The sequence below is a fragment of the Rhizobium sp. BK418 genome (assembly GCF_004341105.1).
In the GTDB taxonomy this organism is placed as follows: domain Bacteria; phylum Pseudomonadota; class Alphaproteobacteria; order Rhizobiales; family Rhizobiaceae; genus Rhizobium.
The window spans coordinates 164129-189384 of record NZ_SLZK01000003.1 but is presented as its reverse complement, the minus strand read 5'-3'; the positions used below and the strand labels follow the sequence as shown (position 1 = coordinate 189384).

The following is a 25256-nucleotide window of genomic DNA, read 5'->3' as shown; positions in this document are numbered from 1 at the left end:
GTAAACGGCTGGCCTAGATTCCGGATGCCTGCAACAAGCTCACCTCGTCAGGCCCGACACCCTGTACGCCGAGACCATTTTCGACGAGCCCATGCCAGGCATGGTTCAGCCCTTCCCGCTCATGAACGACACGATTACGGCCGAGCGCCTTGGCGAGATAGAGCGCCTTGTCGGCAGAGGCATAGACCGCCTCCTTGTCGCGTCCCTCATGAAGATCGGCAATACCACCTGAGATCGTGATGGTGACATCATGCCCATCCGCCGGGATCGGTCGCGCGGCAATCTGTGCCCGCACGCCTTCGAGGCGTGCCACACGCTCTTCTGGCGTCCCGCCTTGAACGACGACGCCGAATTCCTCACCGCCGAGCCGCGCGACAACCGACGTGCCGTCAAAGGCTGCGGAAAGCATGGCCGAGACGGCAGTAATGACAGCGTCCCCGCAGCCGTGGCCGAAGCGGTCATTGATCGTCTTGAAACGATCGACGTCGAAAATGGCGAGACAAGCGTCCCCTTCCACCTTATCCAAAGCGTCAGTGAAAGCGCGCCGGTTCAACAGTCCGGACAGTGTATCGGTACGGCTGAGCTTTTCGAACTCGGCACGCGAAATGGTCAGGTCATGGATGGCGAAGCCTGCGACGAGCGACAACACGCCCGACACCATTCCGCCGATAAGCCAGGAGAGGACGATGGCAAAGATCATGGCATGGCCGAGGGTGGTCGGCAGCAATCCCATGAAGTTGAGCGGAGGCAGTATAACCAGGATGATAAAGCCGGACATAATGACCGCCAGAAAACTCATCTTCAGCGCAAAAGCATAAACGGTTCTGCGATGTTCGAAACTACCAAGTTCAGCCTGAAGCGATATCCAGTTTTCCATGAGAATCGACCTTCCTGCCCAGCGTTTCCTGGGCATTGATAGGGTCGCAATTGCTGCGGGGTTCTTAATCCAATCGCTAAAATTCGAGTGATTCCAGGGGATTCGGGCAATCTGTTTTTTCTAGCAGGAGGTGCAGCTTTTCGAGACAGGAATTACCATAATGAGAAACAGAACTAAGCAATTGATTTTAAAACGACTTCATAGAGCGTGTTCAAGGCCTGTTTCAGAATGGTCTATGGCCGAAAAATCATAGTCCATTTTCTGATTTATACAACCCAATGGAGTGCAATGCTCGGATTTCACTTTAAGGACCGCGACGGGGAGCGGCGTTTCAAAAAGACAAGGGTCAAAACGGAAAATAACGCAGCAGTCTCAGCGGCGCCAAATTTACAGGACTACTATTATACTTCAGTTATAAAGCCGAAGCGAAAGTATCAGCGTCTGCGGCAGAGGATTCCAGGAACCTGTCCGTAAGCCGCCTGTCCGCAATGCAGATGCGGTCCACGTGTTGCAGCCAAACAGCGCATTGAAATATCCCTTCGCCTCGAAAAATCTGTCGTAGTCTCCGTATCCCCGGTCCCCGATCGGCAGCACCGTCCCGTTCTCCCGGATGAAACTATCGTCGACGAATCCGAGCAACTGCTCGAACCGCTCACCATCGACAATGAGAACAGTCACCGCGGGGTGGGTTTCGGAGATGTCGCCGGCAACATCGACATGCATCACCGACCGGTCGATCGTCAGAGCGCGAAACACCGGCATTGGCTTCAGATCAGCCCAGGTCGGTGTCTCCAAATAAAAGGACCGGCCGCCCCATCCGAAGATCAGCCAATGCGCGGCTGGATCACTCACCGGAATACCGGCATCTTCCAGGAACGCAAACGACATCCGAAGCCGGTCATCGAGCGGGATCGCAATATCCGTGTGGATCGGCCCTGAAAGCATCAGAATACGTTGCGAGGGCGTCAAACCGGAAGAGGCTTCGGCCGCGACGAACAGCGGCCTCCGAATGAACGTGCCGCCGGCCAAGCAGTGCGAGTGCCCGTATCAGCCACCGCACCGCCAGCTTCATACCGTCCATAGACGAAACGGCCTCTCAGAACAGGAAATAACGCTGCGCCATTGGCAGCACCGTTGCCGGTTCGCAGGTTAACAACTCGCCATTTGCCCGCACTTCATAAGTTTCGGGATCGACCTCGATTTCGGGCGTCAGATCATTGTGAACCATCGATGCCTTGGAGATGCCGCCACGCGTGTTCTTGACAGCAACAAGATCCTTGGCGACGCCGAGGCGCCCCTTGATGCCGGCATCGAGCGAGGCCTGCGAAACGAACGTGACCGAAGAATTCGTTAGGCTCTTGCCGAAGGAGGCAAACATCGGCCGATAATGCACCGGCTGCGGTGTGGGGATCGAGGCATTCGGATCACCCATCGGTGCAGCGGCGATCGAGCCGCCGAGCAGGACCATATCCGGCTTCACGCCGAAAAAGGCCGGGTTCCAGAGGACGAGGTCGGCGCGCTTGCCGACTTCGATGGAGCCGATCTCATGCGACAGGCCGTGCGCGATCGCCGGATTGATCGTGTATTTGGCGACGTAACGGCGAACGCGAAAATTGTCGTTGTCGCCCTTTTCCTCTTTCAGACGACCACGCTGGCGTTTCATCTTGTCGGCCGTCTGCCAGGTGCGGATCAGCACTTCGCCGACACGGCCCATAGCCTGGCTATCCGACGAGATAATCGAGAAAGCGCCGATATCGTGCAGGATGTCTTCGGCTGCGATCGTCTCCTTGCGGATACGGCTCTCGGCGAAGGCGATATCCTCGGGGATCGACGGCGACAGGTGATGGCAGACCATCAGCATGTCCAGATGCTCGGCGATCGTGTTGACTGTATAGGGCCGCGTCGGATTGGTGGACGAGGGAATGACGTTCGGCTGGCCGCAGATCTTGATGATGTCAGGCGCGTGGCCGCCGCCGGCGCCTTCGGTATGGAACGCATGGATGGTACGGCCTTTGATCGCGCCGATCGTGTCTTCCACGAAACCGCTCTCGTTCAGCGTATCCGTATGGATCATCACCTGCACATCATATTCGTCGGCAACCGACAGGCAGCAGTCGATGGCGCCTGGTGTCGTGCCCCAGTCCTCGTGCAGCTTCAGCGAAGTGGCGCCGGCAAGCACCATTTCCTGCAGCGCGCCTGGCAGCGAGGCATTGCCCTTGCCGGCAAAGGCAAGATTCATCGAGAAGGCATCGGCAGCCTCGATCATGCGCGCTATATGCCAGGGGCCGGGCGTGCAGGTGGTCGCAAGCGTGCCATGCGCCGGCCCGGTGCCGCCGCCGAGCATGCAGGTCAGGCCGCTCATCAGCGCTTCCTCGATTTGCTGCGGCGCGATGAAATGGATGTGGCTGTCCATGCCGCCGGCGGTCAGGATCTTGCCCTCGCCGGCAATAGCCTCGGTGCCCGGACCGACGATAATGTTGACTCCTGGCTGCATGTCCGGATTGCCGGCCTTGCCGATCGCCGCAATACGCCCGTCCTTCAGGCCGATATCGGCCTTGTAGATACCCGTATGGTCGATGATGACGGCATTGGTGATGACGGTATCGACCGCCCCGCCAGCCCGCGTCATCTGGCTCTGGCCCATACCGTCGCGAATGACCTTCCCGCCGCCGAACTTCACCTCTTCGCCATAGGTGGTGAAGTCTTTTTCGATCTCGATGATAAGCTCCGTATCGGCAAGGCGGACCTTGTCGCCGGTGGTCGGACCGAACATGCCGGCGTAAGCCGCGCGCGAGATCTTGTAGGGCATCTATCAGGCTCCTTGGGAGGAAGAGACGAGCGGTTTTCCGGCAAGCCGCCTCAGACGGCCGGCTGCAATATAGGAGTCGACGAGCTGCTTCTCGGCGGCGAAGGGATGCCATTCCCAGCCCACATGGCCGAAGCCTGCAAGCGTCACCTCGTCATCGGGAAATCTGTCGAGCACCTCGCCGATCACGATCATACCGCTGCTCGGCACGACGTAGGGCGCTGGTGAGAACGCAGAAAGCGCCCTGTCGACGCCTTCATGAATCTGTTTGTCAACGACCCGATGTAACTTGCCAGTTTGCATGCAGAAGTCGTTGAATTGACTCGTATAGTCATCGCAGAAGTCATCGAGCTCCGGATGCGAGACGGCAAGCGGAGCACGCATAGCCGCGAATTTCTCGGGGTCCCGCACGCTCCAGACTTCCGATGCGTCGACAGTACCTGGATGGGTGCGCCAGCTCTCGGAGCCGATCATCGCTCTGCCCGGCCGGCCGGTATTGCACACGGCGACCACATCGGTACGCGTGCCACCGGCGCCATAGGAGCGGCATTCGTTGAAGCGGATGACGAAGTCGGCAGCATTGATGGTCTCTGCCCCTCCCTCTCCCACTTCGCCGTTGCCAACAATCATGATTGTCCTGCCCACCTTACTGGCCCATCCCGTCCGCGAGTTCCTTGAGCTCCTTGGTCCTGAGGTCGGTCAGGTCAGCAAGGCAGCCTGCAACCAGCATCGGCTCCATCGTGCCGCCACGGGCCTGGAAACCATAATTTTCACATTGGGCGTCGCGATAGGTAATCCAGGCGCGCTGTGCCTTGAGGAGCGCCTGTTCGGCACCCTTCATGTCACCGTCGAGATCCTTGTCGATCGCTACCATAGCGGTGCGCGTAAGCTTGTATTGGGCATTAAGCCCCTTGTCGGCCTTGTCATAACGCGCCTGTGCGCAACTGGTCATGTCTGCCTGCGTCTGCGCATTCTCGCAGTCCGCGTCTTCGGCATGAGCAGCGCTGGCGGCAAGCAGCATCATGGCTGCACCGATGAGTCCCGTCTTCAAGGGCATGTATTTCCTCCGTCATTTTTTCTTGTGTTTAGAGCCGGCCCATGACGAGCTGACGGAAGCCGTAGACCTCGCGTTTGCCGGAGAGCGGTATCAGCGTCACTGACCGGGTCTGGCCGGGCTCGAAGCGCACGGCCGTACCGGCGGGAATATCGAGCCGCATGCCGCGCGCCTTGTCGCGATCGAAGGACAGGCCGGCATTGGTCTCGGCAAAATGATAATGGCTGCCGACCTGCACCGGACGGTCACCCGTATTGGACACCTCGATCGTCAGGGTCGGCGCACCGGCGTTGAGCTCGATCTCGCCATCAGCGGCAATGATTTCGCCAGGGATCATCTATCTCTCCTTAAGCCACCTTGGGCGCGCAGCCCTCGGCCTTCAGAACACGCTTCGTGGAAGCCGGATATTTTTCCAGCTTCGACGCAGGCCGGATCGGCCGCGCCGCAAAATTGCCGCCGCAATTCGGGCACTCCCCCTTGAGCACATCGGCGACACAATCGGCACAGAAGGTGCATTCGAAGGTGCAGATCATCGCCTCCGCGCTGTCAGGCGGCAGGTCCTTGTCGCAGCATTCGCAATTGGGTCGAAGGTCCAGCATGTTGCGCTCCTCAGCGAATCGGTTCGTGCACGGTCACAAGCTTCGTGCCGTCAGGGAATGTCGCCTCGACCTGCACGTCATGGATCATCTCGGCAATGCCTTCCATCACCTGATCCCGGCTGATGACATGGGCACCGGCCTCCATCAGTTCTGCGACCGGGCGGCCGTCACGGGCGCCTTCGACGACGAAATCGGTGATGAGGGCGATCGCTTCCGGATGGTTCAGCTTGACGCCGCGCTCCAGCCGCCGCCGCGCCACCATGGCCGCCATGGAAATCAACAGCTTGTCTTTTTCTCTCGGAGTGAGGTTCATCGTCTACCCGCTTATTGAACTCATAGATTCCAGACTTTCGGCACAGGCGCTCCGTTGCGCAAGGCGGAAATGATCGGGATCAGGATTTTTCTCAGCGCAAAACCATCGGGCGCGGCAAGACGCACGATGAGCTTGTCATTCCAGGCGCTTGCTCCGCCCATATGTCCGTCCATCAGCGGCCGCACCCTGGCGAGATAGGCTTCCGACATCGCCCCCGCATAAAGCACCGTCGCAAAGGCCACCTGCCCGCCAAGCACAGCCTGCTCTGCCGCAAGCAGCGCCACTGCATCGGAAAGGCGCAGTTCCTCGGCATGAACAAGTTGGCCCGAGCGGCGAATGCGCCAGCGATCGCGAAACAGGCCCGTCTCCATCGTCTCGCCCATGGCGGTGCGGCCGAGCAGGATGGCTTCGACCGCGAGGAACTCCGCGCTGTCGTCGAGATCGACATCCAGACGACGAAACAGCGAAGCGCGATCGAAAAGAATGGTCTCCTGCGGCAGCCAGTCGACGCGAGCACCCGGCCCGACCTCGATCTGCGTCGTCACCTCGGCCGTACCGGCCGATGCCTTGTAGATCTTCTCGCAGGCCTGCGTCGTCACATTGATGCGCGTACCCGCTCCAGCCGATATGCTCCAGTTCATCCTGTCACCGCCGGTCAGCCCGCCGGCCGTATTGATGATGACAGCCTCCATCGAGGCATCGAACGTATCCGGCAGGCGGATCTTTGCCGCACCTTCCTGATAAAGCTCCTGAATCCGCGTACGCCCGCCCTGCACCTTGGCAGCAAGATGCCCTCGTCCTTCCGCTCTCTGCGGTCTCGTGATGCCCGCCGCCGCGCCTGTCATGCCACCCCCGTGCAGATGCCATCCTGTCTGGCGTCTCGCGTTGAATGTGTCTGTTGACCGCAACAAAGCAAGTCCCGTGCCGCTTTCCGAAAGTCCATGCCCCACGGGCTGTAGGATGGCGCGGAAGCACATCTGCCACAAAATGCGGCATCTGCCGGCGCGTTGGTCAGAAAGATCATACGGTTAGATGGCGGCGCGCTTCCGGCGTGTCCAGCGTCTCGGCACGACCTTCGTGAACGATCTCGCCGCGATCCATGATGTAGACATAGTCGGCAAGCTCGCGGCAGAAATCGAGATACTGTTCGACCAGCAGGATTGCCATTCCGGTGGAATCGCGCAGGTAACGGATCGCTCGGCCGATATCCTTGATGATAGAAGGCTGGATACCCTCGGTCGGCTCGTCGAGCACAAGGATTTTCGGTCGCGTGACCATCGCCCGGCCAATCGCCAGCTGCTGCTGCTGTCCGCCCGAAAGATCGCCGCCGCGACGCGACAACATCGACTTCAGTACCGGGAAAAGACTGAAGATATCATCCGGGATGTTGCGGTCGCGGCGGCCAAGCGGAGCAAAGCCAGTTTCGAGGTTTTCTTTGACGGTCAGCAGCGGAAAGATTTCACGCCCCTGCGGCACATAGCCGATACCCTGCTTGGCGCGGGCAAAAGGCGGCAAGCCATTGAGCTTCGCATCGTTGAAGGTGATGGTTCCCGCCGATATCGGATGCTGGCCGGTGACTGCGCGCAACAGTGAACTCTTGCCCACACCGTTGCGCCCAAGCACACAGGTGATCTTTCCCATCTCAGCCTTGATCGAGATGCCCCGCAGCGCCTGGGCAGCACCATAGTGAAGATTTGCGTTTTCGACTGTCAGCATCTCAGCGTCCCAGATAGTTCTCGATTACCTTCGGATCGTTACTGACGAAATCAATGGATCCTTCGGCCAGCACTGAACCTTCGGCAAGACAGGTAACCTTCACACCGAGATCGCGAATGAAGCCCATGTCGTGCTCAACGACGACGACAGACCGCGTTTTGGCGATGTCCTTGAGCAGGATCGCCGTTTCCGCCGTCTCGGCATCGGTCATGCCGGCCACCGGTTCGTCGACGAGCAAGAGCTTCGGCTCCTGCGCCAGAAGCATGCCGATCTCCAGCCACTGCTTCTGGCCATGCGACAGATTGGCCGCGAGCTCATCGCGGCGATGCGTCAGCCGCACCGTCTCCAGGATTTCCTCGATACGGTCCTTGTCCTCTCCTGAGAGACGATAGAACAGGGTCGAAAACACCGTGCGCCGACGGTTGAGCGCCAGTTCCAGATTGTCCCAGACCGTATGGCCTTCGAAGACCGTCGGCTTCTGAAACTTCCGGCCGATGCCAAGCTGGGCAATATCGGCCTCGTCCTTCTTGGTGAGATCGATATTGCCGTTGAAGAAGACCTCGCCCTCATCCGGACGGGTCTTGCCGGTGATGATATCCATCATCGTCGTCTTGCCGGCACCGTTTGGTCCGATAATCGCCCGGAGTTCGCCGGGTTCGATGACGATGGAGAGCGAGTTCAGCGCCTTGAACCCGTCGAAGGAGACCGAGACACCGCTGAGATAGAGCACGCTGTTGGGTTTGACGTCGGGGATCATGGTCTACTCCGCAGCCTGGATTTTTGCTTCGACACCCTCTTCGGCGGCGACAGGCGTCACACCGTTTACGACCGGCTTCCGCTTGCCAAGATACCGGGCGATCGTGCCGACGATGCCTTTCGGCAGGAACAGCGTGACGAGCACGAAGAGGCCGCCAAGCGCAAACAGCCAGTAATCGGGGAAGAGGCCGGTGAAGATCGTCTTGCCGCCATTGACGAGGATGGCGCCGATGATCGGCCCGATCAGCGTCGCGCGCCCCCCGACGGCCGTCCAGATGACAACTTCGATGGAGTTGGCTGGTGCGAATTCGCCGGGATTGATGATGCCGACCTGCGGCACGTAGAGTGCGCCTGCAATGCCTGCCATCATCGCCGAGACGACAAAGGTGAAGAGCTTGAAATGCTCGACCCGGTAGCCGAGGAAGCGCGTGCGACTTTCCGCGTCACGCACACCGACCAGCACCTTGCCGAATTTCGAGCGCACGATCGCCGAGGCGATCATCAGCGACAATGCCAGGAGGAGCGCGGTTGCCGCAAAGAGCGTCGCACGCGTGCCATCGGCCTGCACGCTGAAGCCGAGGATATCCTTGAAGTCCGTCATGCCGTTATTGCCGCCGAAACCCATGTCGTTGCGGAAGAAGGCGAGCAGCAGCGCATAGGTCATGGCCTGCGTGATGATCGAGAGGTACACGCCGTTGACGCGAGAGCGGAAGGCGAACCAGCCGAAGACGAAGGCGAGCAGACCGGGCACGACGAGCACCATCAGCGCTGCAAACCAGAACTGGTCGAAGCCGTACCAGAACCATGGCAACTCCTTCCAGTTCAGGAAGACCATGAAGTCGGGCAGGATGGGATCTCCATAGACGCCGCGAGAACCGATCTGACGCATCAGATACATGCCCATCGCATAACCGCCGAGCGCGAAGAAGGCGCCGTGACCGAGCGAGAGAATGCCGCAGAAGCCCCAGACGAGATCAAGCGCCAGCGCCAGCAGCGCATAGGTCAGATACTTGCCGAACAGTGCCATGATATAGGTCGGCACATGCAATGGATTGTCCGCCGACGTCGCCAGATTGAGCACCGGCACCAGAACCGCGACGACCAGCAGGATAGCGATGGCAATGGAGATTCGGCGATCGAGAGACCGGAGAAGGAAGGCCGTAATCATGCTTCCACCGCCCTTCCTTTGAGTGCGAAGAGCCCGCGCGGACGCTTCTGGATGAAGAGAATGATCAGGACGAGCACCAGGATCTTGCCAAGCACGGCGCCGGCGAAGGGCTCGAGGAACTTGTTGACGACACCGAGCGACAGCGCGCCGACCAGAGTGCCCCAGAGATTGCCGACGCCGCCGAAGACGACGACCATGAAACTGTCGATGATGTAGCTCTGACCGAGGTTCGGCGAGACGTTGTCGATCTGCGAGAGCGCCACACCCGCCATGCCGGCAATGCCGGATCCGAGCGCGAAGGTGAAGGCGTCGACCCAGCCGGTGCGGATACCCATGGACGATGCCATGCGTCGGTTCTGCGTGACGGCGCGCATCTGCAGGCCAAAGGCAGAGCGCTTCAGCAGCATCAGCAGCGCCACGAACACCGCCATCGAAAAGACGATGATCCACAAGCGGTTCCAGGTGATCGACAGACCACCGAAATCGAAAGCGCCCGACATCCAGCTTGGATTGCGAACCTCACGGTTAGTGGGGCCGAAGACCGTGCGCACAGCTTGCTGCAGGATCAGCGACACGCCCCAGGTGGCCAGCAGCGTTTCCAACGGCCGGCCGTAGAGATAGCGTATGACGGTTCGTTCGATGATGAGACCGACGAAGCCCGTGAAGATGAAAGCGGCCGGCACCGAGAAGGCCAGCGAGTAATCCGCCATGCCGGGGAAGGCCGAGGCGATGTATTCCTGCACGACATAGGTCGTGTAAGCGCCGATCATCACCATTTCGCCATGTGCCATGTTGATGACGCCCATGACGCCGAATGTGATGGCGAGGCCGATGGCGGCAAGCAGCAGCACCGAGCCGAGTGAGAAGCCGTACCAGACGTTCTGGACGATGTTCCAGAGGGCCAGGCTGCGGTTGATGGTGGAAATATGCGCCTGGATGGCAGGCTTGAGATCGTCAGGCGCGGTTGCCAGCGCCGTGGTCAGAATGGTCAGCGCATCGCGGCCGCCGCGGGCAGCTACCGTATCGATCGCCTGCCGCTTTTTATCGGCGCTCACATTGCTCTTTAGCACCATCACCGCGCGAGCAGTCTCCATCGTGCTCTTGATCTCGGCGTCCTTCTCATCCGCCAAAGCCGAGGTGAGCAGATCGAGGTTGGCAGGATCGGCATCCTTCAAAAGCCCCTGGGCTGCCGCAAGACGGGCGCCGCGATCAGGGCTCAGAAGCGTCATCTGGCTCATCATCGTCCCGATGAGCGTACGCACTGAATTATTGATCTTCACCTTCGACATCGTATCCGGATCGATGTCGGCAACGGCTTCACCGGTCAGCGGATCGGAATAGGTCGGCTCGTCGTCCGTGCCACCCTGCACAAGGACAGGGCCGCCCTCGTCGGCGTTGACGTAGAGAAGGCCGTCGCTCAGTTGCTGCAATATCTGGCTGACATGCGCATCCTTGGAAGCGACAAGTGCCTTGATGGCCGCTTCACGCTCCGGAAAACCGCCGACGCCGAGCGCATCGACAAGAGCGTGAACGTCGTCCTGAGCCTTTAGGGCAGTCGTCAGCCCCATGAATGCTAGGCAGATGGTCAAAAGAAAGATCTTGATGGCGCGATACATCGGCTTTCCCGCCTAAATTGTCGTAGCAGCAACCGCTGGGGACGAAGCTTCCGTCCGGATCTGAAACCCGGACGGAAGTCTTGTGGCTCATGCCGGACGGGCTAACTCAGGAACCCTTGCCGCCGCATTTGCCGGTGGCAACGTTGAAGTTGCCGCAGTTCATCGGCTTGCGCCAATCGGAAATCAGGTCCTTGGAGTCCGGCAGGAAGTCGGACCATTCGTCGCCGACAACCTCGGGGGTCTGCTGGACGATTTCGAACTGGCCGTTGGCCTGGATTTCACCGATCAGCACCGGCTTGGTGATGTGGTGGTTCGGCATGACAGTTGCGGTACCGCCGGAGAGGTTCGGGACGGAGACGCCAATAATGTGGTCGAGAACCGCGTCGGTATCGGTGGTACCGGCGGCCTGGACGGCCTTAACCCAGGCGTTGAAGCCGATATAGGCGGCTTCCATCGGGTCGTTGGTCACGCGCTTGTCGTTCTTGGTGAAGGCGTGCCATTCCTTGATGAACTTCTTGTTGATCGGCGTATCGACCGATTCGAAGTAGTTCCAGGCTGCCAGGTGGCCGACGAGCGGCTTGGTGTCGAGACCGGCAAGCTCTTCTTCGCCGACCGAGAAGGCGACAACAGGAATATCGGTTGCCTTGACGCCCTGGTTGCCGAGTTCCTTGTAGAAAGGAACGTTGGCATCACCGTTGATGGTGGAGACGACAGCGGTCTTCTTGCCGGCCGAACCGAATTCCTTGATCTTGGAAACTTCCGTCTGCCAGTCGGAGAAGCCGAACGGCGTGTAGTTGATCAGGATGTCTTCCTTCGGAATACCCTTGGATTCGAGATAGGCTTCCAAGATCTTGTTGGTCGTGCGCGGATAGACGTAGTCGGTGCCTTCGAGCACGAAGCGCTTCACGCCTTCGGTGTTCATCAGGTAGTCGACGGCCGGGATCGCCTGCTGATTCGGAGCAGCACCCGTGTAGAAGATGTTGCGCGAGGATTCCTCACCCTCATACTGGACCGGGTAGAAGAGCAGCGAGTTCAGCTCTTCGAATACAGGCAGGACGGACTTGCGCGAAGAGGAGGTCCAGCAACCGAAGACGGCCGCAACCTTGTCCTTCTCGATCAGCTCACGCGCCTTTTCGGCAAAGAGCGGCCAGTCGGACGCCGGGTCGACGACGACGGCTTCAAGCTTCTTGCCGAGAAGGCCACCCTTCTTGTTCTGCTCGTCGATGAGCATCAGCATGGCGTCTTTCAGCGTCGTTTCGGAAATCGCCATCGTGCCGGAAAGCGAGTGCAAAACGCCGACTTTGATCGTGTCGTCGGCAGCAACCGCGCCGTGTAAGGCGGCCGATGCGGCCATGACCGCGCCGAGCGTCGCGCCCGTAAGTGTGGATCTGAGATTCATCTGGTTGAACTCCCCTCTTCTTGTTCCGCAACAGGCCGGAAACGGTGATTAACTGTTGCTTAAAGAACTATCGGGTGCTGCATCGCAAAACCGTATACGTCGATTGACGTAGCCGACGGGGCTAAATGTGCAGGTTTGCGCAGCACCGCACTCTTAAGCCCCGGGATGATCCGTGTTACGAAAGCGTCATGAGGGGAACAAAAGGCCTGAAGGAACCGTATGGCAGCGCGCCAACGCATCATTCCAGTGCGACGCGAATATAATCGCTGGGTCGCCAACCAGACGCTGGAAGACTACGCACTGCGTTTCACCGCCAAGAGCGCCCGACGCTTCTCCTCCCAGCGGATCTCGCAGACCGCGATCGGCGCCATCTCCTTTCTGGCGTTGGAGGCGATCGGCGGCGCGATCACATTGTCCTACGGCACGACCAATGCCTTTTTCGCCATCGTCGTCGCCTCCATCGCCATGCTGGCGATTGGTCTGCCGATCAGCCGCTATGCCATCCGTCACGGCGTCGATATCGACCTTCTGACGCGCGGCGCGAGCTTCGGTTATATCGGCTCGACCATCACCTCGCTGATCTATGCGAGCTTCACCTTCATGCTGTTCGCAATCGAGGCCTCGATCATGTCGGGCGCGCTGGAGCTGACGCTCGGCATACCCTTGTGGATCGGCTACATCATCAGTGCCGTCATGGTGATCCCGCTCGTCACCCATGGCGTGCGGTTGATCAGCAAGTTCCAGCTGATGACCCAGCCTTTCTGGATCGTCCTCAACATTCTGCCCTTCATCTTTATCGCGCTGATGGACTGGCAGCAATTCGATGTCTGGCGCGCCTTTGCCGGCATACGCCATGCCTCCGGCCCGCCCGGCACAGTCGCCGATTTCAGCCTCGTGGAATTCGGCGCGGCCTCGGCCGTCATTCTGGCGCTGATGTCGCAGATCGGCGAACAGGCGGACTTCCTGCGCTTCCTGCCGCCTGATCCACAGCGCAAGTGGCGTCACCGCCTTGCCGTCTTCCTCGCCGGCCCCGGCTGGGTCGTCATCGGCGCGCCGAAGCTGCTCGCCGGTTCCTTCCTCGTGGTGCTGACCTTCACCTCGGGCGTGCCTGTCGACCGCGCCGCCGACCCAGCGCAGATGTATCTGACCGCCTTCGGCTACATGATTCCCTGGCACAATGCCGCCCTGCTGCTGATGGCCGCCTTCGTGGTGGTCTCGCAGTTGAAGATCAACGTCATGAATGCCTATGCCGGGTCGCTTGCCTGGTCGAACTTCTTCTCTCGCCTGACCCACAGCCATCCCGGCCGCGTCATCTGGCTTGTCTTCAACGTGGCGATCGCGCTGCTCCTGATGGAGCTCGGCATCTACCGGCTGCTCGAGGAAACGCTCGGCATCTTCTCGATCATCGCCATGGCGTGGCTCTGCACCATCTCGGCCGACCTCTTCATCAACAAGCCGCTCGGCCTAGCTCCTCCCGGCATAGAATTCAAACGCGCCCATCTTTACGATATCAATCCGGTCGGCCTCGGCGCCATGACACTGTCGGCCGGCATTGCGTTGATCGCCCATTTCGGCATCTTCGGCTCGCTCGCCGCCTCACTTGCCCCCTACATCACGCTGGTGATTGCACTGATCGCCTCGCCCGCCATCGCCTTGATAACGAAGGGTAAGTTCTATCTCGCCCGCAAGCCGCGCCATGCCTGGAAGAACCTGACCACCATCACCTGCTCCGTCTGCGAACATCCATTCGAGCCCGAAGACATGGCCTGGTGCCCTGCCTATGCCGCACCGATCTGCTCGCTCTGCTGCTCTCTCGACAGCCGCTGCCACGACATGTGCAAGCCGAATGCCCGCTTCAATGCGCAGGTCGGCGCTGTCGCCAAGACTCTGTTGCCGGAAACTATCGTCCAGAAGCTGACCACCCGCCTCGGCCGTTACGGCATCGCTGTGGCGCTGGCATTGACGGCCGTCGGTGCAATCCTTGCCATGATCGCCCATCAGGTCGGCTCGGCCTCGCCGGAGACGGCCGAAGTCGTCAATCGCACCATCCTGATCGTCTTCTTCGTCTTCTCGGTCATCGCCGGCATTGCCTGCTGGTTTTATGTGCTCGCCCATGACAGCCGTGTCGTCGCCGAGGAGGAATCTTCCCGCCAGAACACGCTGCTCCTCAAGGAAATCGCAGCCCACAAGAAGACCGACGCCGCCCTGCAGACCGCCAAGGAAACCGCCGAAGCCGCCAACCGCGCCAAGAGCCGTTATGTCGTCGGACTGAGCCACGAATTGCGCACGCCTCTCAATGCCGTTCTCGGCTATGCGCAGATCCTTGAGCGCGACGAGACGATCCCCCCGCCGCGTCAGTCCTCCATCAAGGTCATTCGCCGCAGCGCCGAACATCTCTCCGGCCTGATCGACGGCCTGCTCGATATCTCGAAGATCGAAGCCGGCCGCCTGCAGGTCTATTCGAACGAAATCAATATTCAGGATTTCCTCGACCAGATCGTCGATATGTTCCGTCCGCAGGCGCAGGCAAAGGGCCTGTCCTTCATCCACGAACGTTCTCAGGCTCTGCCGCAATTTGTGCGTACCGACGAGAAGCGACTGAGACAAATCCTCGTCAATCTGCTTTCCAATGCGATCAAGTTTACCGACGAAGGCAGCGTCACCTTCGATGTCGGCTACCGCAGCCAGGTTGCAACCTTCACCGTCTCCGACACGGGACGCGGCATTGCGGAGAAAGATCTGACGCGCATCTACGAACCCTTCCAGCGCGGTGAAGCCGAAACCGTGCGGCCGATGCCCGGCCTCGGCCTCGGTCTCACCATCACCCGGCTGCTCACCAACACGCTCGGCGGCGAAATCTCCGTCGCAAGCGAAAAAGACAGGGGGTCAACCTTCCGCATCCGGCTCATGCTGTCGGCGGTGCTTCGCCCTGCAGCTCCGCCGCAGGAGAAAAAGATCATCAGCTATGACGGCCCGCGCCGGACCATTGTCGTCGTTGATGACAATGAGGACCATCGCGAGATGATGCGCGAGATATTAGCGCCTCTCGATTTCATCGTGCTGACAGCAGCAAGCGGACCTGACTGCCTGACGCTGATCGAAGGCATCGAGCCGGATCTCTTCCTCGTCGATATCTCCATGCCCGGCATGAATGGCTGGCAGCTGGTCTCCCGGCTGCGCGAGGCGGGATGCACAGCGCCAATCGTGATGCTGTCAGCCAATATCGGCGACGCCGCCGCCCACAGCGACAGCGACGACAGCCACAACGACGCTATCGGCAAGCCTGTCGATATCAGGCAGCTGCGCGACAAGCTCGCGCTGCAACTTGGATTGAAATGGCTCTATGCCGACGACCAGATCCCGGCGCCGGCAACCGCAGCCATGCCGCTTACAGGCCCCGGAACCGCGCATGTGCAGGAGCTGCTGCGCCTCGGAGAGATCGGCTACATCAGGGGCATAGAAGCCAAACTCGCCGACCTTGCCAAAGTGGAGGCAAATCAGCCATTCACCGAGGAACTCCGATCCTATGTCGCCGCCTTCAATCTCGCCGGCTTCATGGATTTCCTGCACAAATTCGAAGAAAAAGGTGAAACCGTTGGCTGAGCTCCCCCGCGACATCGTTCTCCTGGTCGACGATTCGCCCGAGGCGCTCGGCTTCCTGACAGATGCGCTGGAACAATCCGGCTTTTCCGTGCTGATCGCCACATCGGGCTCGGCCGCGCTCAATATCGTAGAGCGCATCACGCCCGATCTCATCCTGCTCGATGCCGTCATGCCGTCGATGGACGGTTTCGAAACCTGCCGCAGACTGAAGGCCAATGCGGCCGTCGCGCAAGTGCCCGTCATCTTCATGACCGGGCTCACCGAAACCGAACATGTTGTCCACGCGCTGGAATCCGGCGGTGTCGACTATCTGTCGAAGCCGATCAACATCGACGAGTTGCGCGCCCGCATCCGCGTTCACCTGCGCAATGCCCGCTCGGCGCAGAGCGCACGCGTGGCGCTCGATGCCGCCGGCCGGCATCTGCTGGCGGTCAAGGGTAATGGCGCGATCCATTGGTCCACACCGCAGGCAACCCGCCTCGTCAATGCCGCCATGGGCAGCGACGACGGCATGGACGTCATTTCCCGCACGATCGGCAACTGGATGACGGAGCGCGCCGCTGCCGCCCGCGATGCCCTGATTTCGATCGCTCATGCCGGCCAGGCAGCCCTGCAGCTAGCCTTCCTCGGCGCCATTGGCCCGGACGAATATCTATTCCGCCTGACCGCCGCCAACCAGCGCAGCGACGACGAAGTGCTGCGCCAGCATTTCGCGTTGACGCAACGCGAATCCGAGGTGCTGATGTGGATCGCCAAGGGCAAGGCCAACCGCGATATCGGTGAAATTCTCGGCCTTTCCGCTCGCACGGTGAACAAGCACCTGGAGCAGATCTACGTGAAGCTTGGCGTGGAAAACAGGGCATCCGCCGCCGTGAAGGCGGCGCATGTACTACACGAGATGTGACGATAGCGAGCGGCCTTAAACGACTCTGTCCGGAACGTCCCGCCCCTCGAAAAACGCCGTCAGATTGTCCACGACCTTCATTCCCATCGCCGTGCGCGTCTCCTCGGTGGCACTGCCGAGATGCGGCAACAAAATGACATTCTCCATCCGGCGCAACGCTTCGGGCACATGCGGCTCTGCCTCATAGACATCGAGCCCTGCGCCACGGATGGTGCCGTTCGCGAGCGCCGCAATCAGCGCCGCCTCATCGACCACGTCGCCACGCGCCGTATTGATGAGGAAGGCGCCTGACTTCATCGCTGCAAACCGCGCCGCGTTCATCAAGTGCCGATTCTCTGCCCCGCCAGGGCAATGCAGGGAGACGAAATCGGAAGTCTCAAGCACGTCCTCCACCGAAGCAAGCTGACGCGCGCCATAGCGTGCGGATTCCGCCGGATCGACCTGTGAGCGATTGTAGAACACGACATCCATGCCGAAGCCGAAATGGCAGCGTTGCGCAAAAGCCTTGCCGATCCGCCCGAAACCGATGATGCCGACGGTCTTGCCGGTAACCTTCGTGCCGATCATATGAGTCGGGCACCAGCCCTTCCATTCTCCCGCCCGCAGCTGCCGCTCACCCTCCCCACCACGACGCGCAACTGACAGCAGGAGCAACATGGCAATATCGGCGGTGCAATCGGTGAGCACACCCGGCGTATTCGTGACCGTGATGCCTTTCGCTTTGGCGGTCGCGATATCGATATGATTGAAGCCGACCCCGAAATTGCCGAGGATTTTCGTGCGGACATCACCCGCAAAGACCGCAGCCGGCAGCTTGTCGGAAACCGTCGGCAGAACCGCATCGTATTCCGCCAGCGCCTGGCGCAGTTCGTTTTCACCGAGGGGGATATCATCCTTGCTGAGCGTCGCCTCGAAGCGCTCGGTGAGCACAGCTTCGACGGCGGCGGGCCAACGCCGGGTGACGAGAATGCGGGGTCTTGGCATGAATCTGGTTCCTCCGTCCTTTGCCTCTGCTTAGGACATACGAGCCGGGAATGGAATGATCTTTGAATGCCACAAGCGCGAAACGAAAGAAGCCCGGTCGATGACCGGGCTTCCATAAAAGGCATATCTGCCAGAGGCCGAAATTAATCGGCCTTCGGGAAGTAGCTGTACTTGCCGTCTTCGCCCTTCTTCCATTCGTACATGACGTAGCCCGGAAGCTTCGGGTCGCCCTTTTCGTCGAAGGAAATGTTGCCGAGAACGGTCGGGAACGGACCCTTTTCCTTCATCGCAGCGGCGACGGCTTCAGCGTCCGTGGAACCGGCAGCCTTGGCAGCAGCAGCGATTGTCTGCAGAGCAGCGTAGGAATAGAGCGTGTAAGCTTCCGGATTGAAGCCGGCAGCCTTGAACTTCGCGACGAGGTCCTTGTTGGCCGGGTTCAGCGTCGGATCCGGGCCGAAGGTGTTCAGCGTGCCGGCGACGGCGTCACCCGCGATGGAAGCGAGTTCGTTCGAGACGATACCGTCACCCGAAACGAGCGCTGCCTTCAGGCCCTGGTCGGCCGACTGACGGATGATGAGACCGGCTTCGGTGTGCAGGCCACCCCAATAGATGATCGAAACGCCGGCTTCCTTCATCTTTGCGATGAGAGCCGAGAAGTCCTTGTCGCCGACGTTGACGCCTTCGTACATGACTTCGGTGACGCCAGCGGCATTCAGAGCCTTCTTGGTTTCGTCAGCGAGGCCCTGGCCATAGGGGGTCTTGTCGTGAATGACGGCGATCTTGGCGTCCTTGAAGTGATCGGCCAGATATTTGCCGGCGATCGCACCCTGCTGGTCGTCACGGCCGCAAGTGCGGAAGGTGTTCCACAGCCCACGCTCAGTGAAAACCGGGTTCGTAGCAGCCGGGGTGATCTCGAGAATGCCGTTCTCGGCGTAAACTTCGGAAGCCGGGATCGAAACGCCCGAGTTGAAGTGGCCGATAACGAACTTCACGCCGTCAGCAACGAACTTGTTGGCGACGGAGATACCCTGCTTCGGGTCGGAAACGTCGTCGCCGAGCTCGATCTTGATCTTCTCGCCGTTGATGCCGCCAGCAGCGTTGATGTCGGCGGCTGCCTGCTCCGCACCCTTCTGAAGCTGGGCGCCGAATGCAGCGTTTGGACCCGTCAGCGGGCCGCCAACGCCGATCACGATGTCAGCTCGTGCAATGCCGCCGAACGCGACGATCGCCGTCAGTGCCACCGCTGACAAGAGAGACTTCTTCATATTGTTACTCCCAATTTTTGGGCGGGTTTTGTTCCACGACCCGGCGCACTACCCACCATTGACTACGCCGGGAAAGCTGTTCCACTCTGAAGGCAATTCATGCCTAGTTTCAACGGGCTGTCAATGTTTCTCCTTCCACGAAAACGCGGAAGTTTTTTCGTACAGCCAGTAATAGTTGTTGACCATTTGTTGGGTGCGGCGATAGCGGAACCCGGCCGTCGAGAAGATCAGCAAAGTTACGAAATCGATGATGTAGAAGAAGGCGCTGAGCATTGGTCCATTGAACAGCGCATGGTGCAGAAATTGCATCGCCCAGGCGAGCAGGAAAGTGTAGACGACGACCAGCGGGTAGGTGTTCCAACCGTCCGCAACCGCCCTGCCAGCGCGCCACGCCGTCCAGAAACCGATCAGCACCACAAACGCACGGATGACGAGCTTTACGCCGTTATCGCTTTCGAAGAAAAGTCCCTGCATAGTCAAACTCTCCCTTCCGCGGCGCTCAATGCCGTCCGCCTTCGAGATAGGCGGCGCGAACTTCCGGATTGGCAAGCAATTCCTTGCCACTGCCGCTCATCGTCACCTTGCCGTTGACGAGCACATAGGCCCGGTGCGACAGTTTGAGCGCTGCGAATGCATTCTGCTCCACCAAGAAGACGGTTAGCCCCTCCTTCTCGTTCAGCTGTTTGATCGCTTCGAAAATGCCCTTGACGATCAGCGGCGCGAGGCCGAGCGAAGGCTCGTCGAGCAGAAGGAGCTTTGGACGTGCCATCAGCGCGCGACCGATCGACAGCATCTGCTGCTCACCGCCCGAAAGGGTGCCGCCGCGCTGCGACTGGCGCTCCTTGAGGCGCGGGAACATCACGAAGATCTTCTCCACGTCCTCATTGAAATATTTGAGGTTGTCGAGGCCGGCTCCCATCTGGAGGTTTTCCAGCACGGTCATGCGCGGGAAGATGCGGCGACCTTCCGGCGATTGTGCAATACGCAGCCGCGCAATCTCATGCGTCGGCAGCTTGGTAATGTCCTGGCCGTCGAAGATGATCGAGCCGGTGCGGGCCTGCGGGCTGCCACAGATCGTCATCATCAGCGTGGACTTGCCGGCGCCGTTGGCGCCGATGAGGCTGACGATCTCGCCCTTTTTCACTTCGACATCGATCCCGGCAAGGGCGCGGATGTTGCCGTAATAGGTTTCGACGCCCTGAACCCTGAGAAGCTGTTCGCCGGCCGCCATCAGATTGCGCCCCCTTCTACGGTCGCAATGACCTCTTCGACTTCTTCATCCTCGACACCCAGATAGGCCGCAATAACCCTCGGGTCGTTCCTCACATCGTCGGGCGTGCCGTCGGAAATCTTCTGGCCATATTCCAGAACAATGACGTGGTCGGAGATTTCCATGACCACCGACATGTCGTGTTCAATGAGCAGGATAGAGGTACCGGTTTCGGTGCGGATACCCTTCAGCAGCGCGTTGAGCGCTGCCGATTCACGCGGATTGAGGCCTGCCGCTGGCTCGTCGAGGCAAAGCAGCTCCGGACCGGTACACATGGCACGGGCAATTTCCAGGCGGCGTTGAGCGCCATACGGCAGATCGCCGGCCGGATCGTCGGCGCGGTCGATCAGGTCTGCCTTCTCAAGCCAATGGCGCGCAAGCTCGATGGCAGCGGCAGCTTCCCGCTTGTAGGGACCGATCCCAAGCAGACCAAGCACGGTGAAACCCGAAGCCCTCATCAGCTTGTTGTGCTGTGCGACGAGCAGGTTTTCCAGAACAGTGAGGCCCGAAAACAGGCGGATGTTCTGGAAAGTACGTGCGACCTTTGCTTCCTTGGTGATGCGGAAGTCCGGCAGGCGCTCGAGCAGGTATTGCTTACCGCTGTTCTGCGTCAGCGTGATCATACCCATCGTCGGCTTGTAGAAGCCGGTAATGCAGTTGAAGACAGTCGTTTTGCCTGCGCCGTTCGGACCGATCAGCGCGGTGATTTCGCCACGCTTGGCCTCGAAGGAGAAGTCATTGATGGCCATCAGGCCGCCGAACTTCATCGACAGGTGCTCGACCTTGAGCAAAGTGTCATTCGACATCGTGTTCTCTACAGGGCTCATCAACCATGGCCCTCCTTGGTAAAGCTTCCGGATACGGCCTTGCGCTCTTTGAGGAAGGCAGTCGGTTCACGCGAGCCGACAAAACCGCGCGGCTTGAACAACATGACGACGACCATGGCGAGGCCGAAGAGCAGCATACGGTAGAGTTCAGGCGTGAACTCCGGTCCGAAGACGACCTTGAGGAAGTCCATTTCACGTAGCACTTCCGTACCGCCGACCATGACGACGGCGGCGATCGCTATACCTGTCAGCGAGCCCATGCCGCCGAGAACGACGATGGCGAGAATGACCGCCGATTCCAGGAACACGAAGGACTCCGGCGACACGAAGCCCTGGCGGGCAGCGAAGAAGGAGCCGGCGAAGCCGCCGAACATCGCGCCAGTGGCGAAAGCCGTCAGCTTCGTCGTCACCGTATTGATGCCAAGCGAACGGCAAGCGATTTCATCTTCGCGAAGCGCTTCCCACGCACGGCCGATCGGCATGCGGCGCAGCCGGATCGTCACATAGGCGGTCAGCATGCAGAGCGCCAGAATAACGTAGAACAGGAAGATCTTGTAATAGGCCGATGACGACGGCAGGCCGAAGGCCTTGGTGAAATTGTTCGCCTTGCCGACATCAAAAGTCCAGATGCCGAAGATCGAAGCCTTGGCGATGCCGGAGATGCCGAAGGTGCCCTTGGTTACCTCAGTCCAGTTGACGATGACGAGACGGATGATTTCACCGAAGGCAAGCGTCACGATCGCCAGATAGTCGCCGCGCAGGCGCAGCACCGGAAAGCCGAGGATGACACCCCAGAGAGCTGCGAAGATGCCGGCGAGCGGCAGCAGCACCCAGAAGGACAGGCCGAAATGGGCCGACAACAGCGCGTATGAATAGGCGCCGACCGCATAGAAGGCGACATAGCCGAGGTCGAGCAGGCCGGCGAGACCCACGACGATGTTCAGGCCCCATGCGAGCATGACGTAAATCAGGATCTGGATGCCGAAATTGTCCACCCATTTCAGCGCACCCTGTGGGCCAAGGAAATAGGCCGTCGCAAGCGGATAGACCAGAAGGAATGCGAGGGCGATCTTCAGGAAATGGGTCCGCAAGAAGCCCTTTTCCGTCGAAATCTCGAGTTCGCCGTGACGAGCCTTCGAGAGCTTGCGCTGATCAAGATGCGGCCTGACGAAAACGACCATGATGAATCGGCCGATGGCAGCGATCAGCACGAAAACTGCAAGCAGACCCCAGCGCTGAACGATGATCAGCTCGTTGTTGATGTTCTGCTGCGTGCCGAGGCCGACGTAGAGAACGAACATGCCGAGCGCGATGAGGCCGGTAAAGAAGGCTTCCTTAAGCCCCTTCTGGACAAGCGCGGCGTCGAGCTTGCCAGAGGAAGTGTCGATGTTTGCCATGACTTATACCTTCTCGACTTCCGGTCGCCCGAGAATACCTGTCGGCTTGAAGATCAGCACGAAAGCGAGGATGGCGAAGGTGGCGACATCCTTGTACGCAATAGTGAAATAGGCCGACCAAAGAGATTCGATCAGACCAATCATCAGCCCGCCGAGAACGGCGCCGGGCAATGAACCGATGCCCCCGAGAACGGCCGCGGTAAAAGCCTTGACCCCCGGAATGAAGCCGTCCGTGAAGGAAGCAACACCATAGTACATCAGGTACATGGTCCCGGCGACGGCAGCGAGTGCCGCACCCATGATGAAAGTGATGGAGATCGTCTGGTCGACATTGACGCCGAGCAGAGCCGCCATCTTGCGGTCCTGTTCCGTCGCGCGCTGGGCGCGCCCGAGAGCCGTCTTGTTGACGATGAACCAGAAAGCCGCAAGCAGGACGACGGTGACGACGATGATGATGATCTGCTTCAGCGAGATCGACAGGCCGCCAATATTATAAACCGTGCCGACGAGCGGCGGGATAGGCTTGTTGCGCGGGCCCTGCGTGACCTGGATGAAGTTCGACAGCGTAATAGACATGCCGATCGCGGTAATCAGCGGCGCCAGGCGGAATGAACCGCGCAGCGGGCGGTAGGCGACGCGCTCGATCGTCCAATTCCACAAACTCGTCATCAGCATCGCGATCACAAGCATCGCCAGCAGCAACACCGCTACCGGAAGACCTGCAAAGATGGATGTGAGAACGAGAAAGACGATAAGAGCAGCGAAACCACCAAGCATGAAAATGTCGCCATGGGCGAAGTTGATCATGCCGATAATGCCGTAAACCATCGTATAGCCAATAGCCACAAGACCATAGATGGATCCGAGAGTCAGCCCGTTGAAGAGCTGCTGGACGAAATACTCCATATGTCATTTCCCCTGGATGCGAACCAAATTTAAGTTGCATCTCTTATTGGTTTTATCGCTCATGCTTTCACATGAGCCACTGGCTCGCATTGCATAGCGGTTTCGTCGAAAATGTGAAGACAAAAAGGGGTTACTTCGCCAGAATCTTGGGCAACCAGCTGTAAATGGCGCAATTCAGACCAAAATCCACACAAAAACGGCACTGGCTGGCATTTTTTTAGCCAGAACGAGATTCGGTAATTGATCTTCTAGCCCTCAAATGGGACTGGAACCGTCACTTTGCGCGTAAACTGTTCCACAAGTAAGGAAGATAACGAAATTTCAAACTCGAAGATCTCATTATTTGCGGAACGCCATTTCACAGGCAAATGCTCATAACGTACTTTGTGGACGCGCATAAGATTGATAGTATTTATCCAGCGCGGCAAGGGATGCGGCGGCACTCTTCCAACACTATATCAAATGACGATCACGGGCGAATTCGCAGACGAACGGCAGGAAAATGCTGAAGACATTTGAACGGGCAGCGCTCGAAGCCGGCAAGGCCATCATAAAGGTCTTCTGCAACGGTTGTCCGGTAGAAATGAAGGCTGATGCAAGCCCGGTCACGATCGCTGATCAGGAGGCCGAGCGCATAATACTCGCCTATCTGGAGCGCGACTTCCCTGATATTCCGGTTATTGCCGAGGAATCCGTGGCCGCCGGCAAGATTCCTGATATCGCCGGAAAGTCCTTCTTCCTCGTCGATCCGCTCGACGGCACCCGTGAATTCCTCGACAAGCGCAATGAGTTCACCGTCAATATCGCTTATGTGGAAAACGGTATCCCCATTGCCGGAATCGTCTATGCCCCGGCGCTCTGTACGGCTTTTTCCGGCGAACGCGGAAGCGCGGAGAAACTGATGATCAACGAGAATTTCGCAGTCGTCGAGAGAAAACCGATCAGAGTCCGCAAGCAGCCGACCGAGAGTGTTGCGCTCGCAAGCTTTCGCCACGACAGCCCCGAGACTGGTCTCTTTCTCGCGCGCCATGCGATCTCAAAATGCACCAATATGGGCTCGTCCCTGAAATTCTGCCTGCTGGCCGAAGGCAAGGCGGATGTCTACCCGCGCTTCACCCGAACCATGGAGTGGGATACGGCCGCCGGTGACGCCGTTTTGCGCGCAGCCGGTGGATCGACCGTCACGATGGACGGCCAGCCGCTCATTTACGGCAAAACCGGCGTGGCTGGTGATGTCGACTTCGCAAACCCGAACTTCGTCTCCTGGGGCAGCATCAGGCCTTCACTTGAGCGGGCATAGCCCACGAAGTTCGGCATGCGTCCTTCGGCCGGAGCGATACCGCTGCCGGAAAGTTGTGCCTCTATGGCTGCCAGGGACGGGCGATTCGCCACCTCCATCGTTGTTGATTCGGAGGTGGCAATTGCTCCTCGGCTTTACCCAGTTGAGGACACAATCTAGCCACAATTACCGTCGGTTTCGCCATGTTATTTCGGCAACACGGCAGGAAGACACTTCTATAATTATGGCAGCTTAGCCGCAGCTCAGGCGGTCTCGCCCTGCCCTCTGTCGGCCATTCTCGTTATGGGACAATACAACCTGAATTCGATCGCGACAGGACCGGGATCGCGCTGATCTTGCAGCGGATGGCCCGTTTCGGCACGGTGTAGACCGCAACCACCACAACCCTCCGTTTATCGTCCCGAATCTGCCAAGCTCCTAAAATTCCTAATAAAACGCTGGTTGAAAAATAAAACCCCTGATTTTGCATTAACTTAACGCAGGTGCGAAATTTGTT

At 59.3% G+C, this 25256-nt stretch carries 22 protein-coding genes and 2 pseudogenes; 3 read left to right on the top strand and 21 right to left on the bottom strand.

Annotated features, from left to right (window positions below; all coding sequences use genetic code 11):
* Positions 1–13: 13 nt before the first annotated feature.
* The 14 genes and pseudogenes from EV281_RS12410 to urtA form a co-directional block, all read right to left on the bottom strand.
* Positions 14–877, bottom strand: a complete 864-nt coding sequence (locus EV281_RS12410) for a GGDEF domain-containing protein (RefSeq protein WP_132653406.1) — start codon at positions 875–877, stop codon at positions 14–16.
* 408 nt (positions 878–1285) lie between these two features.
* Positions 1286–1949: pseudogene (locus EV281_RS12405) on the bottom strand (TIGR02117 family protein).
* A gap of 24 nt (positions 1950–1973) precedes the next feature.
* Positions 1974–3686, bottom strand: a complete 1713-nt coding sequence (gene ureC, locus EV281_RS12400; RefSeq protein ID WP_132653404.1) for an urease subunit alpha — start codon at positions 3684–3686, stop codon at positions 1974–1976.
* A gap of 3 nt (positions 3687–3689) precedes the next feature.
* The gene (locus EV281_RS12395; protein ID WP_132653403.1) at positions 3690–4313 is read right to left on the bottom strand and encodes a Urease operon accessory protein; all 624 of its coding nucleotides are present in this window, start codon (positions 4311–4313) and stop codon (positions 3690–3692) included.
* A gap of 16 nt (positions 4314–4329) precedes the next feature.
* Positions 4330–4740, bottom strand: a complete 411-nt coding sequence (locus tag EV281_RS12390) for a lysozyme inhibitor LprI family protein (protein ID WP_132653402.1) — start codon at positions 4738–4740, stop codon at positions 4330–4332.
* Positions 4741–4768: 28 nt separating this feature from the next.
* Positions 4769–5074 carry an urease subunit beta gene (locus tag EV281_RS12385; RefSeq protein ID WP_132653401.1) on the bottom strand — a complete coding sequence of 102 codons (306 nt, stop codon included), beginning with the start codon at positions 5072–5074 and terminating at the stop codon, positions 4769–4771.
* Between the two features lie 10 nt (positions 5075–5084).
* Complete coding sequence (locus tag EV281_RS12380; protein ID WP_132653400.1) at positions 5085–5336, bottom strand: DUF1272 domain-containing protein; 252 nt, start codon at positions 5334–5336, stop codon at positions 5085–5087.
* 10 nt (positions 5337–5346) lie between these two features.
* On the bottom strand, positions 5347–5649 hold the full coding sequence (locus tag EV281_RS12375) for an urease subunit gamma (protein ID WP_028751899.1): 303 nt from the start codon (positions 5647–5649) through the stop codon (positions 5347–5349).
* Positions 5650–5669: 20 nt separating this feature from the next.
* Positions 5670–6494, bottom strand: a complete 825-nt coding sequence (locus EV281_RS12370) for an urease accessory protein UreD (protein ID WP_132653399.1) — start codon at positions 6492–6494, stop codon at positions 5670–5672.
* Between the two features lie 175 nt (positions 6495–6669).
* Entirely contained in the window at positions 6670–7365 is a 696-nt protein-coding gene (gene urtE, locus EV281_RS12365; RefSeq protein WP_132653398.1) for an urea ABC transporter ATP-binding subunit UrtE, read from the bottom strand.
* 1 nt (position 7366) lies between these two features.
* Entirely contained in the window at positions 7367–8122 is a 756-nt protein-coding gene (gene urtD / locus EV281_RS12360; protein WP_132653397.1) for an urea ABC transporter ATP-binding protein UrtD, read from the bottom strand.
* A 102-nt stretch (positions 8123–8224) separates the two neighbouring features.
* Positions 8225–9289: pseudogene (gene urtC, locus EV281_RS12355) on the bottom strand (urea ABC transporter permease subunit UrtC); the annotation flags it as partial.
* Complete coding sequence (gene urtB / locus EV281_RS12350; protein WP_132653395.1) at positions 9286–10905, bottom strand: urea ABC transporter permease subunit UrtB; 1620 nt, start codon at positions 10903–10905, stop codon at positions 9286–9288. The pseudogene urtC and the gene urtB, both read right to left, overlap by 4 nt.
* Before the next feature lie 106 nt (positions 10906–11011).
* Positions 11012–12304: an urea ABC transporter substrate-binding protein gene (urtA, locus tag EV281_RS12345; protein WP_132653394.1), complete on the bottom strand. Its 1293-nt coding sequence runs from the start codon at positions 12302–12304 to the stop codon at positions 11012–11014.
* Positions 12305–12523: 219 nt separating this feature from the next.
* Between urtA and EV281_RS12340 the strand changes: the two genes are divergently transcribed.
* Both EV281_RS12340 and EV281_RS12335 read left to right on the top strand, forming a co-directional pair.
* Positions 12524–15907, top strand: coding sequence for an ATP-binding protein (locus tag EV281_RS12340; RefSeq protein WP_132653393.1), 3384 nt, complete (start codon positions 12524–12526; stop codon positions 15905–15907).
* Entirely contained in the window at positions 15900–16811 is a 912-nt protein-coding gene (locus EV281_RS12335; RefSeq protein WP_132653392.1) for a response regulator transcription factor, read from the top strand. The genes EV281_RS12340 and EV281_RS12335 overlap by 8 nt, the downstream gene beginning before the upstream one ends.
* 15 nt (positions 16812–16826) lie before the next feature.
* Here the strand turns inward: EV281_RS12335 and EV281_RS12330 are convergent, their stop codons facing one another.
* From EV281_RS12330 to EV281_RS12300, 7 genes are all read right to left on the bottom strand, one after another.
* Positions 16827–17795, bottom strand: a complete 969-nt coding sequence (locus EV281_RS12330) for a D-glycerate dehydrogenase (protein WP_132653391.1) — start codon at positions 17793–17795, stop codon at positions 16827–16829.
* Between the two features lie 143 nt (positions 17796–17938).
* Positions 17939–19060, bottom strand: a complete 1122-nt coding sequence (locus tag EV281_RS12325; RefSeq protein ID WP_132653390.1) for a branched-chain amino acid ABC transporter substrate-binding protein — start codon at positions 19058–19060, stop codon at positions 17939–17941.
* Positions 19061–19180: 120 nt separating this feature from the next.
* The gene (locus EV281_RS12320; protein WP_132653389.1) at positions 19181–19534 is read right to left on the bottom strand and encodes a DUF6867 family protein; all 354 of its coding nucleotides are present in this window, start codon (positions 19532–19534) and stop codon (positions 19181–19183) included.
* A gap of 25 nt (positions 19535–19559) precedes the next feature.
* Complete coding sequence (locus EV281_RS12315; protein ID WP_132653388.1) at positions 19560–20291, bottom strand: ABC transporter ATP-binding protein; 732 nt, start codon at positions 20289–20291, stop codon at positions 19560–19562.
* Positions 20291–21157, bottom strand: a complete 867-nt coding sequence (locus tag EV281_RS12310; RefSeq protein ID WP_132653387.1) for an ABC transporter ATP-binding protein — start codon at positions 21155–21157, stop codon at positions 20291–20293. The genes EV281_RS12315 and EV281_RS12310 overlap by 1 nt, the downstream gene beginning before the upstream one ends.
* Positions 21157–22554 (bottom strand): high-affinity branched-chain amino acid ABC transporter permease LivM, encoded by a 1398-nt coding sequence (gene livM, locus EV281_RS12305; RefSeq protein ID WP_132653386.1) that lies wholly within the window; start codon positions 22552–22554, stop codon positions 21157–21159. Before livM ends, EV281_RS12310 begins: the two co-directional genes overlap by 1 nt.
* Before the next feature lie 3 nt (positions 22555–22557).
* The gene (locus EV281_RS12300) at positions 22558–23460 is read right to left on the bottom strand and encodes a branched-chain amino acid ABC transporter permease LivH (protein ID WP_132653385.1); all 903 of its coding nucleotides are present in this window, start codon (positions 23458–23460) and stop codon (positions 22558–22560) included.
* A 502-nt stretch (positions 23461–23962) separates the two neighbouring features.
* Between EV281_RS12300 and cysQ the strand changes: the two genes are divergently transcribed.
* Entirely contained in the window at positions 23963–24760 is a 798-nt protein-coding gene (gene cysQ, locus EV281_RS12295) for a 3'(2'),5'-bisphosphate nucleotidase CysQ (protein ID WP_132653384.1), read from the top strand.
* Positions 24761–25256 lie beyond the last annotated feature (496 nt).

Coding starts and splice junctions, on each gene's coding strand:
- EV281_RS12325 (WP_132653390.1), bottom strand. CDS start 19,060: ATGAAGAAGTCTCTCTTGTCAGCGGTGGCACTGACGGCGATCGTCGCG.
- EV281_RS12410 (WP_132653406.1), bottom strand. CDS start 877: ATGGAAAACTGGATATCGCTTCAGGCTGAACTTGGTAGTTTCGAACAT.
- EV281_RS12370 (WP_132653399.1), bottom strand. CDS start 6,494: ATGACAGGCGCGGCGGCGGGCATCACGAGACCGCAGAGAGCGGAAGGA.
- cysQ (WP_132653384.1), top strand. CDS start 23,963: ATGCTGAAGACATTTGAACGGGCAGCGCTCGAAGCCGGCAAGGCCATC.
- ureC (WP_132653404.1), bottom strand. CDS start 3,686: ATGCCCTACAAGATCTCGCGCGCGGCTTACGCCGGCATGTTCGGTCCG.
- EV281_RS12380 (WP_132653400.1), bottom strand. CDS start 5,336: ATGCTGGACCTTCGACCCAATTGCGAATGCTGCGACAAGGACCTGCCG.
- urtA (WP_132653394.1), bottom strand. CDS start 12,304: ATGAATCTCAGATCCACACTTACGGGCGCGACGCTCGGCGCGGTCATG.
- urtD (WP_132653397.1), bottom strand. CDS start 8,122: ATGATCCCCGACGTCAAACCCAACAGCGTGCTCTATCTCAGCGGTGTC.
- EV281_RS12340 (WP_132653393.1), top strand. CDS start 12,524: ATGGCAGCGCGCCAACGCATCATTCCAGTGCGACGCGAATATAATCGC.
- livM (WP_132653386.1), bottom strand. CDS start 22,554: ATGGCAAACATCGACACTTCCTCTGGCAAGCTCGACGCCGCGCTTGTC.
- urtE (WP_132653398.1), bottom strand. CDS start 7,365: ATGCTGACAGTCGAAAACGCAAATCTTCACTATGGTGCTGCCCAGGCG.
- EV281_RS12310 (WP_132653387.1), bottom strand. CDS start 21,157: ATGAGCCCTGTAGAGAACACGATGTCGAATGACACTTTGCTCAAGGTC.
- EV281_RS12320 (WP_132653389.1), bottom strand. CDS start 19,534: ATGCAGGGACTTTTCTTCGAAAGCGATAACGGCGTAAAGCTCGTCATC.
- EV281_RS12300 (WP_132653385.1), bottom strand. CDS start 23,460: ATGGAGTATTTCGTCCAGCAGCTCTTCAACGGGCTGACTCTCGGATCC.
- EV281_RS12375 (WP_028751899.1), bottom strand. CDS start 5,649: ATGAACCTCACTCCGAGAGAAAAAGACAAGCTGTTGATTTCCATGGCG.
- urtB (WP_132653395.1), bottom strand. CDS start 10,905: ATGTATCGCGCCATCAAGATCTTTCTTTTGACCATCTGCCTAGCATTC.
- EV281_RS12395 (WP_132653403.1), bottom strand. CDS start 4,313: ATGATTGTTGGCAACGGCGAAGTGGGAGAGGGAGGGGCAGAGACCATC.
- EV281_RS12390 (WP_132653402.1), bottom strand. CDS start 4,740: ATGCCCTTGAAGACGGGACTCATCGGTGCAGCCATGATGCTGCTTGCC.
- EV281_RS12315 (WP_132653388.1), bottom strand. CDS start 20,291: ATGGCGGCCGGCGAACAGCTTCTCAGGGTTCAGGGCGTCGAAACCTAT.
- EV281_RS12330 (WP_132653391.1), bottom strand. CDS start 17,795: ATGCCAAGACCCCGCATTCTCGTCACCCGGCGTTGGCCCGCCGCCGTC.
- EV281_RS12385 (WP_132653401.1), bottom strand. CDS start 5,074: ATGATCCCTGGCGAAATCATTGCCGCTGATGGCGAGATCGAGCTCAAC.